This is a genomic window from Mycobacterium sp. 3-98 (assembly GCF_035918355.1).
GTDB lineage: Bacteria > Actinomycetota > Actinomycetes > Mycobacteriales > Mycobacteriaceae > Mycobacterium > Mycobacterium intracellulare.
The window spans coordinates 2524319-2539875 of record NZ_CP142360.1; the positions used below are offsets into that span (position 1 = coordinate 2524319).

Consider the following 15557-nt stretch of genomic DNA (forward strand, 5'->3'; position numbering starts at 1 on the left):
ACCGACGAGGCTGCCCTGGCGGACGTTTCCGGGCCCGCACCTTCAGGTTGGTTTCAGCAGCGGCGCCGACAATGGTCGTCATGACCGATTGCCTCCGCGCGGCCGGCGGCCGCGGCGGCCACTTCAGCGTCGGCACGCCGCGGGTGCTGGTCGTCGAAGACTCCGAGACCATCCGGGAGATGGTCAGCGAAGCGCTCACCGATGTCGGCTATCACACCGATTCCCGCTGCGACGGCGACGGGCTGGAAGAGGTTCTCGACGGCATGCGGCCGGACCTGGTGGTGCTCGACGTGATGCTGCCGGGGCGCGACGGCTTCGCCCTCATCGACGTCATCCGCGCCTGGGGTGACATCGGGATCGTCCTGATCACGGCTCGCGACGGGCTGACGGACCGGCTGCGCGGCCTTGACGGCGGCGCCGACGACTACGTCATCAAGCCATTTGAGTTGGCCGAACTGGTTTCTCGGGTCGGCGCGGTGTTGCGCCGGCGCGGGCGGCTGCCACAGGTGATCCAGGTGGGCGACGTGACCCTGGACCTCGGCGCGGGTGTCGCGGCGCGCGGCGGCCATCGGCTGAATCTGACCGCCACCGAGCTGCGCGTGCTGGCCTTTCTCGTGGAGCAGCGGGGCCGGATCGTCAGCGCCGGCCAGATCCTGAACGGGGTGTGGGGCTACGACGCCTACGACCCCAACCTGGTGCAGGTGCACGTCAGCGGGTTGCGCCGCAAGCTCGAGGCGCATGGGCCGCGGATCCTGCACACCGTCCGCGGCATCGGCTACCGCCTGCAACCCGAGCGGCCATGACGGCCGCCTCGACGACGCCGACCCCGTCGCTGCAACGGCGGGTAACCCTGGTGGTGTTGGCGCTGCTGGCCGCCCTGCTCGTGGTGCTCGGGGTCACCGTCGACGTCACGATGGGTGTCCTCACCCGCCGCGACCTGCACGACCGCCTGCTCGCGGCGACATCGCGCGCCGACGCGCTGAGCGCCGCGCACACCTCGCCCGATCTGCTCGCGGCCGAACTCAACGGTGGCGGGATTCGGGCGCTCGTCGTCACCGCCGACGGCTCCGCCTACGGAGACCGCGGGATCAGCCCCGACCTGACCGCCGGGCCGGTCGAGCCACCACCGTTTTATCCGCCCCCGCCGCCCTTTCCACCACCGCCTCCGCCGTATGCGCCGCCCTACCCGCCACCGCCCTACCCACTCCCGCCTCCGCCGGGCCCCCCGCCGGATGCCACCGCGACGGCCGTGGTGCACGCGTTGCCCGACGGCTCCCGGGTGATCCTGGTCGCCGACACCACGCAGACCACGCAGGTCACTCACCAACTGCGCGGGCTTTTGATCGCGGCGGGCCTGGTGACCTTGCTCATCGCGGCGCTGCTGCTGATCGTGGTGAGCCGGGCGGCGCTGCGCCCGCTGGATCGGCTCACCGCGCTGGCCAACGCCATCACCACCGGGGACCGCGGCCGTCGCCTGCACCCCGAGCGGACCGACACCGAACTCGGCCGCGCCGCAAGCGCTTTCGACGGCATGCTGGACGCGTTGGAAAAGTCCGAGCGCCGCGCCCAGCGCGCCGCCGACACCGCGCAGCGCGCGGAGACGGCCACCCGGCGCTTCCTCATCGACGCCGCCCACGAGCTGCGCACCCCGATCGCGGGCATTCAGGTCGCCGCCGAGCAACTCGCATACAGCGCGTCCGCGCGCTCCGACGACGGGCAGTACCGTCGGGCGGACCTGTTGCTCTCCGACGCGCGTCGGGCCGGACGGCTGGTGTCCGACATGCTGGACCTGAGCCGCATCGACGCCGGGCTGGCGCTCGAGCGGCAGGACGTCGACGTGGCCGCCGTCCTCGATGGCGAAGCGGACCGGGCCGCGATGCTGGCACCGCAGATCAGCGTCAGCCGGACCGGTTCGACCGCGCTGACGCTCCAAGTCGACGCGACCCGCCTGTCCCAGATCGTGTCCAACCTGCTCGACAACGCCCGCCGGTACACGCCGGCCGGCGGGGCCATCACCATCGACCTTCGCGCCCACGACCACGTCGCGGAGGTCACCATCACCGACACCGGCCCCGGCGTCCCGGACGACGAGCGCGATCGCGTCTTCGAGCGGCTGCTGCGCCTGGACGCCGGGCGCGCCCGCGACCACGGCGGCGCCGGCCTGGGGCTGGCGATCGCGCGGGCGCTGGCCCGCGCCCACGGCGGCGAACTGGTGTGCCTGCCCCACGAGGGCGGCGCGCGATTCCGGCTCAGCCTGCCGAGGGCGTGACGGGGCCGATGGCGAGCGGTGGCCGCCGCCGAAATCCGTTCGGCGCGACCACCGCTCGGGCAGCGCTAGCACACCGCCGCACTCACCATCCCGGCGGTGGCGGCTGATGCACCGGTCCGCCCGGCCCCGGCGGAGGCGGTGGTCCCAGCGGCCCGCCCGGCCCGGGCGGGGGCGCACCGAACGGTCCACCCGGCGGCGGCCCGCCCGGCCCGGGTGGCGGGGGCGGCGGATCCGCACTCGCCACCGCGGCGCCGATGCCGGCCACGGCGGCCCCGAGGGTCCCCGCGACCAACGAACCCGCGATGAGTTGCTTGAAATTCATTCGGCCCATCCATCCTTCCGATCGGCGTTTCCTTACCCCGGCGGCGCGAAATCGTCGTTCTCGCACCGCTTGTCGCGACGGTAGGAAGTCAGCCTGAAGTGGGCCTGAAGAAATCAGCCGGGGGAGGACGGCGCGGTGACGGCGGTCAGGTTCCACTTGTCCAGCCAGGGCCGCACCAACTCGGCGACGGAGAATTGGGCGCGCGCCGCGCACCCGGCTTTGGGGGTGTAGGGGGCGCCGCCGCGGATGAGGATGCCGACGGCGCTGACGGTGCCGTCGCGTTCGTAGTGGTACACCGGCCCACCCGAATCGCCACACTGCCCGCTCGCCAGGAACACGACCTTGCTGGCGGTGATCTCCACGATCTGCCCGCAGGCGTCCGCGCCCGAACCCATGCCGAACTTGCACAACTGTTGTCCGACTTGAAGATTGGTGGCGACGCCGGTGACCGGTAACGACGCGGCGACCGCCGCGGACTGGGGAACGCTGTCACCGTCGAGCGTGATCAGGCCGATGTCGTGCTGTTCGTCGTGGACCCCCTCGCTGATCGTCTCGGTGAACGTGCCCAGCGTGGTGTAGGGAAGGACCCCGCCCAGGTTCATCGTCACCTTGCTCCGCTGACCGGGCCGATTGCAATGACCGGCGGTGAGGATCCCGGCCCGGCCGCCCCCGGTATGCACCAAAAATCCCGCGGTGCAACCCATTCCACCGGATCCGTCGGCATACTCGACGTAAATGCCGGCACCCGGGCCGATGGCGCTGGCCGCGGGCAGATCGATCGGCGCCAGGGTCGGCGGCGGCGGTAGGGGAGGCTGCCGCGCCGGGGTCGCGGCCCTGGGGTACAGGCAGACGGCCGCCACCAGGGCGGCGGTGCTGCACACCGCCGCCAGGATGAGCAGTGTGGTGTGCAGTTTGGCGCGCTGCGGCACATCGGAGAAACGGCTCTTCGGCTTGCGCCGGCGCTGGTCCCGGCTGGGCAGAAAGCCCAACACGGCCAGCACCGCCAACACCAGGGCACTGAGCGGCAGCGCGACGGTACGAGCCGGCGAATAAGGCGACCCCCAGCTGGCGAACTCCAGCGCGTACACGCCCCCCATTAGATCGGTCTTTGCCGCCTCGCGCGGCGCTCTCGACAGAGTTGGTGGATCAGCCGACGGTGGCCGGCTCGGGGGAGGGTTCGTCATCGACGCGACGGTGTGCGCGGCGGTGGTGCCGACGGAAGTGGCGGACCTCGATGATCAAGCCCGCCAGGCCAAGCGCGCTGGTGATCGCCGACACCAGGTAAAGCAGCGAGCTCGGGTGACCGGCCAGCGCGTCGCCGAGGACGACGACGGCGGTGGTGCCGGGCAGCAGGCCGGCCAGCGTCGCCAGGCCGTACGGCAGCACCCGCACGCTCGACGCGCCGGCGGCGTAGTTCAGCGCCGAGAACGGCACCGCCGGAATCAATCGCAGCGACACGATCGCCAGCCAGCCCCGCCGCCGCAGCCGTTCTTCCACCGTGTCGATCGATCGGTGGCGCACCAGGCGGTTCAACCGCCACCCGAGCGCCCGCACCAACAGCAGGGCGATCATCGCGCTCGCCGTGCTGGCGACCACCGCGATGGCGACGCCCAGCAGCGGGCCGAAGAGCAACCCGGCCGCCAGCGTGAACGCGGTCCGCGGGATGGGCACCACCGTCACGACGATGTGGGCGACCAAGAACGCCAGCGGGAACCACGGTCCGAGGGACTGCGCCCAGTCGCGCATCTGCACCGGCGAGGGCAGCGGAAGCCACGACGCCAGCACCAGCAGCGCTGTGATGCCCACCACTGTCCAGACGATCCGCGACCGAGACACACTTCGGGCCGCCGCGCCGATGGCGCAGCCGAGATCGCGAAGCGTCGCGGTGATTTTGCTGGTGGCGGAACCCGTCACGGCATCCAAGGTTACGGGGCGCAGATGAATTGGGCGTTGCCCGCGGCTGGCGTTTCGTCCAGAACCCGGTCGGGTGGCGTCGCCTGGCGGTTTTTAGCGGAGAGCTCCCATCAATTAGCCTCAATAGCTAAGTGGTATCCCCAAAGCTGTAGCCCAAATGCTGGGAAAAGGGAGCAATCGGTGTCCATTGATGTACCCGAGCTCGCCGGCCTAGAACAGGTTCGCGGGCGTTGGCGCAGTGCGGTCGCCGGAGTGCTGGCCAAGAGCACCCGGAAGGACCCCGAGCAGTTGGGGGACGCGCCGGAGCGCCTGCTGGAGACCCCGACGTACGACGGGATCGCGATTCGCGCGCTCTACACCGCGCTCGACGAGCTTCCCGAACCGCCGCTGCCGGGCGAGTGGCCCTACGTGCGAGGCGGCGACGCGCTGCGCGACGTCAAGACCGGCTGGCGGGTCGCCGAGGCGTTCCCGGCCACCCCGGTGCCCGGCGTCGCGGCGGCCGACGTCAACTCCGCGGTGCTCGACGCGCTCGGCAACGGGGCCAGCGCCCTAGTGCTGCGGATCGGGGAGTCGGGCATGGCGCCCGGCCAGCTGGCCGACGCGCTGCAGGGCGTCTACCTGAGCATGGCGCCGCTGATCCTCGAAGCCGGCGCCGACTACGCGGCGGCCAGCGACGTGGCGCTGGCGCTGGCCGAGGGGGTGGAACCCGACCAGCGCGCCACCGTGTCGATCGACCTCGGCGGCGACCCGCTGACCGCGGCGCTCAGTGAGCGTGCCGCCCCGAAGATCGAGGACGTGGTCGCCGTCGCCAAGCGGGCCGCCGAGCACACCGGCGTGCGGGCGATCACCGTCGACGGACCCGCGTTCCACAATCTGGGCGCCAACGCGACCTGGGAGCTGGCCGCCGGTGTCGCGGCCGCGGTGAGTTACCTGCGGGTGCTCACCGAGGCGGGGATGCCGATCGGCCAGGCGTTGCGCCAGATCAGCTTCCGGTTCGCCGCCGACGACGACCAGTTCATGACGATCGCCAAGTTCCGCGCCGCACGCAACCTGTGGGCGCGGGTCGCCGAGGTCGTCGGCGATCCGGACGCCGGTGCGGCCGTCATCCACGCCGAGACCTCGCTGCCGATGATGACGCAGCGCGACCCCTGGGTGAACATGCTGCGCTGCACCCTGGCCGCCTTCGGTGCCGGCGTCGGCGGCGCGGACTCGCTGCTGGTGTTCCCCTTCGACGTGGCGATCGACGGGGGATTCCCGGGCACCGCAACCAGTTTCGCGCGGCGAATCGCCCGCAACACCCAGCTGCTGCTGCTCGAGGAGTCGCACGTAGGTCGCGTGCTGGACCCGGCCGGCGGGTCTTGGTTCGTCGAGGACCTCACCGCCCGGCTGGCCGAACAGGCCTGGCAGCACTTCCAGGCGATCGAGGCGCACGGCGGATTCACCGAGGCCGTCGATTTCATCGCCGCCCAGATCGGCGAGATCGCGGCCCGCCGCAGCGACGACATCGCGCACCGCCGCACGGCGATCACGGGTGTCAACGAGTTCCCGAACCTCACCGAACCGCCGCTGCCGCAAAGCGACTCGTCGTATTCGCCGCTCGCCGCCGGGAAGCTGGTGCGTTACGCCGCGGAGTTCGAAGCGCTGCGCGACCGCTCCGACGCCTTCGTGGCCCGCACCGGCTCGCGCCCCCAGGCGTTGTTGCTGCCGCTGGGCCCGTTGGCCGAGAACAACATTCGGGCAACCTTCGCGTCGAACCTGTTGGCCTCCGGGGGCATCGAGGCGGTCAACCCCGGAACCGTCGACGCCGCCGGCGTCGCGGCGGCGGTGGCTGAGGCGGGGACGCCAACGGTGGCGGTCATCTGCGGCACCGACAAACGCTACCAGGACGAGGCGTCCGGCGTCGTGCAGGCGGCGCGCGCCGCCGGCATCGACCGGGTTTATCTGGCCGGACCGGAAAAGGCCGTGGCCGACGCCGAGCACCAACCGGACCAATTCCTGACCGCGAAAATCAATGCGGTCGAAGCACTGTCGGATCTGCTCACGAGGCTGGGGGCGTAGCCAGTTATGACGACCACTGCACCTGCTGTCGGCAGCTTCGCCGATGTGCCGCTGCACAGCGAACGGACCATAAAACCGGCGACCGAAGCCGCCGTCGAAGAACACGTCGCCGCGGCCGCGGCCGCGCACTGGTACACGCCCGACCAACTGCAATGGCACACACCGGAAGACATCGACGTCAAACCGGTCTACATCGCCGCCGACCGCGCCGCGGTCGAGGCCGACGGCTATCCGCTGCACAGCTTCCCCGGCGAACCGCCGTTCGTACGCGGGCCGTACCCGACGATGTATGTCAACCAGCCGTGGACGATTCGGCAGTACGCCGGGTTCTCCACCGCCGCCGAATCCAACGCCTTCTACCGCCGCAACCTGGCGGCCGGACAGAAGGGCCTGTCGGTGGCGTTCGACCTGGCCACCCACCGCGGCTACGACTCGGATCACCCGCGCGTGCAGGGTGACGTCGGAATGGCCGGTGTGGCAATCGATTCCATCCTCGACATGCGGCAGCTGTTCGACGGCATCGACCTGTCGACGGTGTCGGTGTCGATGACCATGAACGGCGCGGTGCTGCCGATCCTGGCGCTGTACGTGGTGGCCGCCGAGGAGCAGGGTGTCCCGCCGGAGAAGCTGGCCGGCACCATCCAGAACGACATCCTCAAAGAGTTCATGGTGCGCAACACCTACATCTATCCGCCCAAGCCGTCGATGCGCATCATCTCCGACATCTTCGCCTACACCAGCGCCAAGATGCCGAAGTTCAACTCCATCTCGATATCCGGGTACCACATCCAGGAGGCCGGTGCCACAGCGGATTTGGAGCTGGCCTACACCCTGGCCGACGGGGTGGACTACATCAAGGCCGGCCTGGACGCCGAGCTGGACATCGACAAGTTCGCGCCGCGGTTGTCCTTCTTCTGGGGCATCGGGATGAACTTCTTCATGGAGGTCGCCAAGCTGCGGGCGGGCCGGCTGTTGTGGAGCGAGCTGGTCTCCCAGTTCGACCCAAAGAGCGCCAAATCGCTGTCGCTGCGCACACATTCGCAGACCTCGGGCTGGTCGCTGACCGCGCAGGACGCCTTCAACAACGTCGCGCGTACCTGCATCGAGGCGATGGCCGCCACCCAGGGGCACACGCAGTCGCTGCACACCAACGCGCTGGACGAGGCGCTGGCGTTGCCCACCGACTTCTCGGCCCGCATCGCCCGCAACACCCAGCTGGTGCTGCAGCAGGAGTCGGGCACCACGCGGCCCATCGACCCGTGGGCGGGCTCGTATTACGTGGAATGGCTGACCCATCAGCTCGCGCAGAAGGCCCGCGCCCACATCGCCGAGGTCGCCGAGCACGGCGGCATGGCCCAGGCCATCAGCGACGGGATCCCCAAGCTGCGCATCGAGGAGGCGGCCGCGCGCACGCAGGCCCGCATCGACTCCGGGATCCAGCCGGTGATCGGGATCAACAAGTACCAGGTCGAGGAGGACCAGGAGGTCGAGGTCCTCAAGGTCGAGAACAGCCGGGTGCGCGCCGAGCAGCTGGCCAAGCTCAAGGAGCTGCGGGAAAGCCGCGACCAGCAGGCCGTCGACGCCGCGCTCGCCGAGTTGTCACGCGCCGCGGCCGCGCACGGTCGTGCGGGTGAGGACGGGCTGGGCAACAACCTGTTGGCGCTGGCCATCGACGCGGCCCGCGCCAAGGCCACCGTCGGCGAGATCTCCGACGCGCTGGAGAAGGTCTATGGCCGTCACCAGGCGGAGATCCGTACCATCGCCGGCGTCTACCGCGACGAAGCTGGAAAGGCCGGAAACATGGCCAGCGCAACCGAACTGGTCGAGAAGTTCGCCGAGGCCGACGGCCGCCGCCCCAGGATCCTGGTGGCCAAGATGGGGCAGGACGGCCACGACCGGGGCCAGAAGGTGATCGCGACGGCGTTCGCCGACATCGGCTTCGACGTGGACGTCGGATCGCTGTTCTCCACGCCCGAGGAGGTGGCCCGCCAGGCCGCCGACAACGACGTGCACGTGGTGGGGGTGTCCTCGCTGGCCGCCGGTCACCTGACGCTGGTGCCGGCGCTGCGCGACGCGCTCAAAGAGGTGGGGCGCCCCGACATCATGGTGGTGGTGGGCGGCGTTATCCCGCCCGGCGATTTCGACGAGCTGTACGAGGCCGGGGCCGCCGCCATCTTCCCGCCCGGCACGGTGATCGCCGACGCCGCAATCGGCTTGCTGCACAAGCTCGCCGAGCGGCTGGGTTACGACCTCTAATGATGCGCGCGAGACGGCAACTACCGACAGGGTTACTCGGGAAATGCGTCGCCAGTTGCGGTCTCGCGGTGTGGAAATGAACCCAGAGCAGCTGGCCAAGGCGGTCCGCAGCGGTGACCGCGCGGCGTTGCCGCGCGCCATCACCCTGCTGGAGTCCACCCGCAAGGACCATCAGGAGAAGGCGCAGCGGCTGCTGTTGGAGCTGACGCCGGACTCGGGCAAGGCGCACCGGGTGGGGATCACCGGGATTCCCGGGGTGGGCAAGTCCACCACTATCGAGGCCCTCGGCATGCACCTGATCGAACTGGGCCATCGCGTCGCGGTGTTGGCCGTCGACCCGTCGTCGACGCGCACCGGCGGCTCGATCCTCGGTGACAAAACACGGATGGCGCGCCTGGCGATGCACCCGGATGCATACATTCGGCCGTCGCCCACGTCGGGCACCCTCGGCGGGGTGGCCAAGGCCACCCGCGAAACATCGGTGCTGCTGGAGGCCGCCGGGTTCGACGTGGTCCTGATCGAGACCGTCGGCGTCGGGCAGTCCGAGGTGGCCGTGGCCAACATGGTCGACACCTTCGTGTTGCTGACCCTGGCGCGCGGGGGCGACCAGCTGCAAGGCATCAAAAAGGGCGTGCTGGAGCTGGCCGACATCGTGGTAGTGAACAAGGCCGACGGGAATCACCTGCCCGAGGCGCGGTCGGCGGCCCGCGAGCTGTCCGGGGCGATCAGGCTGATATATCCGCGCGAAACCCTTTGGCGCCCGCCCGTTCTCACGATGAGCGCTGCGGAGGGGACCGGACTGGACGAACTGTGGGAGACCGTCGAACGCCATCGTGAGGTGCTCAGCGAGGCGGGGGAGTTCGAGGCGCGCCGCCGCGGCCAGCTGGTCGACTGGACCTGGCAGATGGTGCGCGACACGGTGCTGGACCGGCTGGCCTCCAACCCGGCGGTGCGCAAGATCCGGGCCGACGTCGAGCGGAAGGTCAAGGCGGGGGAGCTAACTCCGGCCCTGGCCGCCCAGCAAATATTGACGGCCGCGTCTGGCTAACGGATAGGTAAATAATCGGGGGGTTTCGCTCCTGCCCGGTGTGTAATCCAAGTAAATTCAAAAGTGTGACGGTGGATAGCCGAGTCAATCGCCGCGCGGTCCGTGTCCACGATGACCTTGACGCAGGTCACCGTGTGTCCGGCGCGGCGGACTCACACTTCGGGTGCGTCGTTCGTAGCTTTTCCAGCATGTTTCCCGCCCGCCGGTTCGGTGGCGGGGCGTTGGCCGTCTATGTGGACGGCCAGCCCGTCGTGGACGTCTGGACGGGGTTTGCCGACCGGAGCGGGCAGCGGCCGTGGTCGGAGAACACCGCCCCGATGGTGTTCTCCGCGACCAAGGGAATGGCCGCCACCGTCATCCACCGGCTCGCTGACCGGGGGCTGATCGACTACGACGCCCCGGTCGCCGAGTATTGGCGCGAGTTCGCCGCCAACGGCAAGGCCGACATGACCGTGCGCCAGGTGATGAGCCACCAGGCCGGCCTCTCGGGGCTGCGCGGCGCCACCAAGGAAGACCTCCTCGATCACGTGGTGATGGAGGAGCGGCTGGCGGCGGCGGCTCCGGGGCGGCTGTTCGGCAAATCCGCATACCACGCGCTGACCTTCGGCTGGCTAATGTCGGGTCTGGGCCGGGCGGTGACCGGTAAAGGGATGCGCAGGCTGATTCGCGAGGAACTGGCCGAGCCGCTGGGCGTCGACGGCCTGTACCTGGGCCGGCCGCCGGCCGGATGCCCGACGCGGGTGGCCGAGATCGTCGCGCCGCAGAACCTGCTGGGCAGTTCGCTCGTCAACTACGTCTCCCGCAAGGTCGCCAACGAGCTCTCCGGCGGCTTCCGGTCGATCTATTTCCCGGGCATGGTCGCGGCGGTGCAGGGCGACACCCCGCTGCTCGACGCCGAGATCCCGGCGGCCAACGGTGTGGCCACGGCGCGCGGCCTGGCGCGGATGTACGGCGCCATCGCCAACGGTGGCGAGGTCGACGGCATCCGATTCCTCTCCCACGACCTGACGGCAGGCCTGACGGGCGAGCGCAGCCTGCGGCCGGACCGAAACATCTACGTGCCGTTGGCATTCCACCTCGGTTATCACAGTCTGCCGATCGGCGGCGTGATGCCCGGCTTCGGTCACGTCGGGATGGGCGGTTCGGTCGGATGGGCCGACCCGGCCTCGGGGGTGGCGTTCGCGCTGGTGCACAACCGTCTGCTGACGCCGCTCGTGATGAGTGACCACGCGGCGTTCGTCGGGATCTATGCGCTGATCCGCAGGGCCGCGGACAAGGCCCGCAAACGCGGATTCCGCCCGGTCACCGAGTTCGGGGCGCCGTTCTGCGAGCCGGGGGCCGTCGCGGGCTGAAAGCGCGCGGACGGTATGAGGTCCGCGTTGCACGGGGCGCCACAAACATAAATGGGCGCAAGCTCAAATCGGCGGGACCCTGGGAAGATGAGGTTCGGCTACCTCTGATTTGCTGGGGATGTAATCTGTCCGGATGTTTGACCCGTCCGTGCCTGCGCAGGCCCGTTGCAATGCTGGGGAACGCCGGTCTGCGACCCTGAGTTTGCGGGTCCGGTGATGGCTGGACAGCGCCATTGGCACCCGGGAACCGGGCGACCTCAGTTCGCCTGGCTGAACGCATAGGAATCGTCGAGATGAGCGCGAGCACAAAGGAGCCGAGGACTGTGAGTCCGAGGCTCGTGCAAATATTCGATACCAGAAATAACGCACTGAACGTTTGGCGGTTGGTGCTGGCATCGGGCGTCATCCTGCAACACTCTTGGCCGCTCACCGGACGCAAGATCTACCCCCCAATCGAGCAGCTGCTGACCCAGGTATGGGTCGACGGATTCTTCGTGATATCAGGCTTTCTCATCACCGCGAGCTGGGTGCGCAACCCCCGGCTGCGCGAATACTTCGTCGCCCGGGTTCTTCGCATTTTTCCGGGGCTCTGGGTCTGTCTGATCGTGGTCGCCTTCGTCATCGCCCCGATCGGAGTGGTGATCCAAGGAGGTTCGCCCGCCAAGCTGCTCCTGTCTCCCGCGCCGATCGAGTACGTGTTGAACAACGCCGTACTGAACGTGTATCACGCCAGCATCGATGGAACGCCGCGCAATGTGCCGTTCCCGGGCGTGTGGGACGGGGTGCTGTGGACCCTGATCTTCGAATTCTTTTGCTACATCGCCATTGCCATTGCCGGCGTCGCCGGTCTCCTCAAGCGCCGGTGGCCCGCCCCCGTGGTGTTCGCAGTGTTTCTGGTGGCTGCGGCGCTGGCTTCTTACCCGATTGGCGCGGTCGAAAACATCGCCCAGATGATCACGCGCTTCGCCCTTGTGTTCGCCGCGGGGGCGCTGCTGCACCAGTTCCAGGACATGGTTCCCGCACGTTGGTCACTCGTCGCCCTGAGCGCGGGCATCGTCGTGGCGGCCGGTTTGTTCGTTCCCAATTACCGGGTGCTCGCCGCCATTCCGCTGGCGTACGCGGTCGTTGTTTCCGGTGCTCTGATCCACAACGAGCGTTTGCGCTTGCGCACGGACCTCTCGTACGGCGTCTACATCTACGCATGGCCGATGCAGCAGTTGCTGGTCATCTGCGGCCTGGGGTTCTTGCATCCGCTTTTGTTCACGGTCGTTGCCGCCGCGGCCACCCTGCCGCTGGCCGCAATGAGCTGGTTCCTGGTCGAAAAGCGTGCGCTTTCACTCAAAGCTCGGTTCAAGCGCAGACGGCGCGAATCGGGCAGCGTGGTCGCTGAGGCGCAGCCGGCCATGGGCACCGTCTCGGGCGAATAGCCGCTGATGAATTCCCGGACGTGGCGCGACGCGCGCGACATCGCAGTCAACAGCGCCCGTCGTGGGCAGGCCACGTTGAGATCGCAACGAGCGGCGCGATCAAACGTCAAGTAAGCAAAACAGTTTCGCAAAAGCGAGGTCTTGATCCTTCTGCCCGGCTACAGTCTTTAACGGGCGCAATGATTCGATGGTTCTCACCGGGGGGGCAGAAGTTGCCGGTCAAAAGTCGAGCCTGATTCCGCAGGAGGAGGGCGTCGTCTTTTCCTTGCCAAAGTTGTTGAGCAGGCTGGGATTTAGCTCCCTGACATCGTAGTGTGCACGACCGCGCCGATTTCGAACGGTTGCTGCGCGCGTTGATAGCGCGTGTGCCACACCGGAGACCAGTGAAAGGTTCGATTCGCGATGAGATTGGGCCGGATGACCAAGCCCGTCGTACATACTGTTGCTTCCTCCGACGCCCTCGGCGCCGGAAAGCGTCCGGTCGCGCTTTTCGTACTGGGACCGCAACGGTCGGGAACCTCGGCGCTCACCCGGGTACTCTCGCTGTGCGGTGGCACGCTGCCGGCCGCGATGCTGGGCGCCGACGCCAACAACCCGCTCGGGTATTGGGAACCGCGAGCGGCCATCTCGCTCAATGAAACGATCCTGCGCCGTCTGGGGACCAATTGGTACGACCCCTCGCTTCGCTTTCTAGACGACGATGCGCCCGCCAAACAAAACAAAGCTCGCATCGGCAAAGTCGCGGAGTATTTGTCGACGTTGCCGGCGGCGCCGCTGGTTGTGATCAAAGAACCTAGGATCACGACACTGTCCGACCTGTGGTTCGAGGCGGCACGCAGGGCCGGGTTCGACGTCGCCTCGGTGATCGCCGTACGTCATCCGCAGGAGGTCATTTCGTCGATTGCGAAGTCCTGGCGTGTTTCGCCCGCGCTCGCGAGCGCCCTGTGGTTGAAATGCAACATCCTGGCCGAACGGAATTCACGCGGCGTACCACGGGTATTCGTCGACTACGCGAACCTGCTCGATGACTGGCGTCGGGAAGTGAAGCGAATCTCCACGGAGTTGCAGATCGACCTGCATACTCAGGACGAGGATGCCATCGAGGGGTTCCTCACGCCAGGCTTGCATCGGCAGCGGCACTGTGGCGCGGTGACGGATCTTTTCGGCGCCAATTGGATTTCCACCGTCTATGAAGCGCTTCGTGAGGCCGCGCAGGACGACCCGATGGACATGTCAGCGTTGGACCGCGTTTTCGAGTCTTACCGCGCCAGCGAGCGTGATTTCCGAAAGGCGTACGAGGACTTTCACGGCTTGTCCAACAGCATGCTGTTCCGGCTTTTCCGTCCGGCCATCGCGAGGCCGGTGATGGAGGTCGTCGCAATGGCCCACCGGCACAGGGGGACTTGGGCGTAGCGCCTTTCGCGCGTTCGGTTCGGCCTGGCGTGTCGACGATCCGCTAACCTGAATCGTCTGATGCCGCGGTAAGTCCCCGATATGATCGACCGGACCGCGAACTCGGCGAAATGTGCCGATCGCACATTTTCTTCAGCATCGCAAAAGGGAGGCGTCGATTCGTGTCAGCGTCCGTGCTCATCACCGGCGGGGCGGGATTCATCGGGTCGGCGCTGGCACGTCGTCTCATCGAGGCCGGATACGACGTCGCCGTGATGGACGTGCTGCATCCGCAGGTGCACGGGGGAGATCGGCCGATCGAGTTGCCGCCGTCGGTGCGGTTGTTCACCGGCGACGTCACGCACGCGCCCGACTTCGACGCGGTGCTGCGATTGTTCCGCCCGTCCCAAGTCGTCCACCTGGCCGCCGAGACGGGAACCGCGCAATCGCTGTCCGAGGCGACGCGGCACGGCTCGGTGAACGTCGTCGGCACCACCCAGCTCCTCGACGCCTTGAGCCGCTCGGGACTGGTGCCCGACCAACTCGTCCTGGCGTCGTCGAGGGCGGTGTACGGCGAGGGCTCGTGGCAATCCGGCCCGCACATCTTCTACCCGCCACCACGCAGCCACGCGCAGCTCGTCGCGGGCCGCTGGGATCCGCAAGGCCCCGCGGGCGAGCAGGCGTTGCCGCTGCCCAGCCGCGCCGACCGCACCGAGCCGCGGCCCACCAACGTGTACGCGGCGACCAAGCTCGCGCAGGAACACCTGTTGGCCGCCTGGACCTCCGCGCACGACACCAACCTCAGCGTGCTGCGTCTGCAGAACGTCTACGGCCCCGGGCAGTCGCTGACCAACTCGTATACCGGAATCGTCGCCCTCTTCGCGCGGTTAGCTCGCCAAGGGCTCGCGTTGGAGGTATACGAAGACGGCCGCATCGTGCGCGATTTCGTCTACATCGACGCTGTCATCGACGCCTTGTTCGCGGCGGTCGAGCGCCCGGCAACCCAGCCGCGCTGTCTCGACATCGGGTCCGGTCAGGCCACCACCATCCACGAGCTGGCCAACAAGATCGCCGCGCTGTGCGGCGCCCCACAACCAACCGTCGTACCGAAATTCCGCGACGGCGACGTACGCGCCGCAAGTTGCGACATCGAGCCGGCGATCAACGAACTCGGTTGGCATCCGAAGTGGACGCTGGACGACGGCCTGCGCGCGCTGCTCGACTGGATCGGTGATCGGCCCGAAGCCGCGGCCGGATCGAACCAATCGGGCCGTCCGGCCGTTGAACAGGCGGGACGCCTCTGAGAAGTCGAGTCTGGCGTGACTGCTAGAAGCGGGGGCAGTGCTTATTAACGCCTATGATGGTTGCTACTCCCCGGTAGGTACGGGGCAGCCGTTGGGCGCGGGGCGGGTGAAGGAGGCCGTCGGTCGAGCTTGTCGGACCAATGCGAACGCATTGACGGCTTCGACGATGTCGAGGTCATCACGCCAGAACTTCATCTGAACAGGGGGCAACCTTG

At 68.3% G+C, this 15557-nt stretch carries 11 protein-coding genes and 1 pseudogene; 9 read left to right on the top strand and 3 right to left on the bottom strand.

What is annotated here, in order from left to right; translation table 11 throughout:
• The first annotated feature begins 71 nt into the window (after positions 1-71).
• Positions 72-803, top strand: coding sequence for a response regulator transcription factor (locus QGN30_RS12505; protein WP_038536655.1), 732 nt, complete (start codon positions 72-74; stop codon positions 801-803).
• On the top strand, positions 800-2269 hold the full coding sequence (locus QGN30_RS12510) for a sensor histidine kinase (protein ID WP_042792052.1): 1470 nt from the start codon (positions 800-802) through the stop codon (positions 2267-2269). Before QGN30_RS12505 ends, QGN30_RS12510 begins: the two co-directional genes overlap by 4 nt.
• An 82-nt stretch (positions 2270-2351) precedes the next feature.
• Here QGN30_RS12510 and QGN30_RS12515 read toward each other — a convergent pair whose 3' ends face one another.
• The 3 genes from QGN30_RS12515 to QGN30_RS12525 all read right to left on the bottom strand — a co-directional run bounded on the left by QGN30_RS12515 (position 2352) and on the right by QGN30_RS12525 (position 4505).
• Positions 2352-2591 (bottom strand): hypothetical protein, encoded by a 240-nt coding sequence (locus tag QGN30_RS12515; RefSeq protein WP_142305269.1) that lies wholly within the window; start codon positions 2589-2591, stop codon positions 2352-2354.
• 113 nt (positions 2592-2704) lie between these two features.
• Positions 2705-3688, bottom strand: a complete 984-nt coding sequence (locus tag QGN30_RS12520) for an endopeptidase (RefSeq protein WP_038536650.1) — start codon at positions 3686-3688, stop codon at positions 2705-2707.
• 49 nt (positions 3689-3737) lie between these two features.
• Positions 3738-4505 carry a TVP38/TMEM64 family protein gene (locus tag QGN30_RS12525; RefSeq protein WP_008257927.1) on the bottom strand — a complete coding sequence of 256 codons (768 nt, stop codon included), beginning with the start codon at positions 4503-4505 and terminating at the stop codon, positions 3738-3740.
• A 180-nt stretch (positions 4506-4685) separates the two neighbouring features.
• Here QGN30_RS12525 and mutA point away from each other — a divergent pair, with 180 nt between their 5' ends.
• The 7 genes and pseudogenes from mutA to QGN30_RS12560 all read left to right on the top strand — a co-directional run bounded on the left by mutA (position 4686) and on the right by QGN30_RS12560 (position 15342).
• The gene (mutA, locus tag QGN30_RS12530) at positions 4686-6563 is read left to right on the top strand and encodes a methylmalonyl-CoA mutase small subunit (RefSeq protein ID WP_038536648.1); all 1878 of its coding nucleotides are present in this window, start codon (positions 4686-4688) and stop codon (positions 6561-6563) included.
• A gap of 6 nt (positions 6564-6569) precedes the next feature.
• Complete coding sequence (gene scpA, locus QGN30_RS12535; RefSeq protein WP_009953287.1) at positions 6570-8819, top strand: methylmalonyl-CoA mutase; 2250 nt, start codon at positions 6570-6572, stop codon at positions 8817-8819.
• 76 nt (positions 8820-8895) lie between these two features.
• A pseudogene (gene meaB, locus QGN30_RS12540) lies at positions 8896-9878 on the top strand (methylmalonyl Co-A mutase-associated GTPase MeaB).
• Positions 9879-9932: 54 nt separating this feature from the next.
• Positions 9933-11219, top strand: a complete 1287-nt coding sequence (locus QGN30_RS12545; protein ID WP_038536646.1) for a serine hydrolase domain-containing protein — start codon at positions 9933-9935, stop codon at positions 11217-11219.
• Between the two features lie 293 nt (positions 11220-11512).
• The gene (locus tag QGN30_RS12550; protein ID WP_248923134.1) at positions 11513-12646 is read left to right on the top strand and encodes an acyltransferase family protein; all 1134 of its coding nucleotides are present in this window, start codon (positions 11513-11515) and stop codon (positions 12644-12646) included.
• Between the two features lie 402 nt (positions 12647-13048).
• Complete coding sequence (locus QGN30_RS12555; RefSeq protein WP_038536644.1) at positions 13049-14059, top strand: sulfotransferase family protein; 1011 nt, start codon at positions 13049-13051, stop codon at positions 14057-14059.
• A 173-nt stretch (positions 14060-14232) separates the two neighbouring features.
• Positions 14233-15342: an NAD-dependent epimerase/dehydratase family protein gene (locus QGN30_RS12560; RefSeq protein ID WP_038536642.1), complete on the top strand. Its 1110-nt coding sequence runs from the start codon at positions 14233-14235 to the stop codon at positions 15340-15342.
• The last annotated feature ends 215 nt before the right edge of the window (positions 15343-15557 follow it).

Excerpts from the sequence above, each read along its gene's own strand:
- QGN30_RS12515 (WP_142305269.1), bottom strand. The coding sequence starts at position 2,591 with ATGAATTTCAAGCAACTCATCGCGGGTTCGTTGGTCGCGGGGACCCTC.
- QGN30_RS12505 (WP_038536655.1), top strand. The coding sequence starts at position 72 with ATGGTCGTCATGACCGATTGCCTCCGCGCGGCCGGCGGCCGCGGCGGC.
- QGN30_RS12550 (WP_248923134.1), top strand. The coding sequence starts at position 11,513 with ATGAGCGCGAGCACAAAGGAGCCGAGGACTGTGAGTCCGAGGCTCGTG.
- QGN30_RS12520 (WP_038536650.1), bottom strand. The coding sequence starts at position 3,688 with ATGGGGGGCGTGTACGCGCTGGAGTTCGCCAGCTGGGGGTCGCCTTAT.
- scpA (WP_009953287.1), top strand. The coding sequence starts at position 6,570 with ATGACGACCACTGCACCTGCTGTCGGCAGCTTCGCCGATGTGCCGCTG.
- QGN30_RS12555 (WP_038536644.1), top strand. The coding sequence starts at position 13,049 with ATGAGATTGGGCCGGATGACCAAGCCCGTCGTACATACTGTTGCTTCC.
- QGN30_RS12510 (WP_042792052.1), top strand. The coding sequence starts at position 800 with ATGACGGCCGCCTCGACGACGCCGACCCCGTCGCTGCAACGGCGGGTA.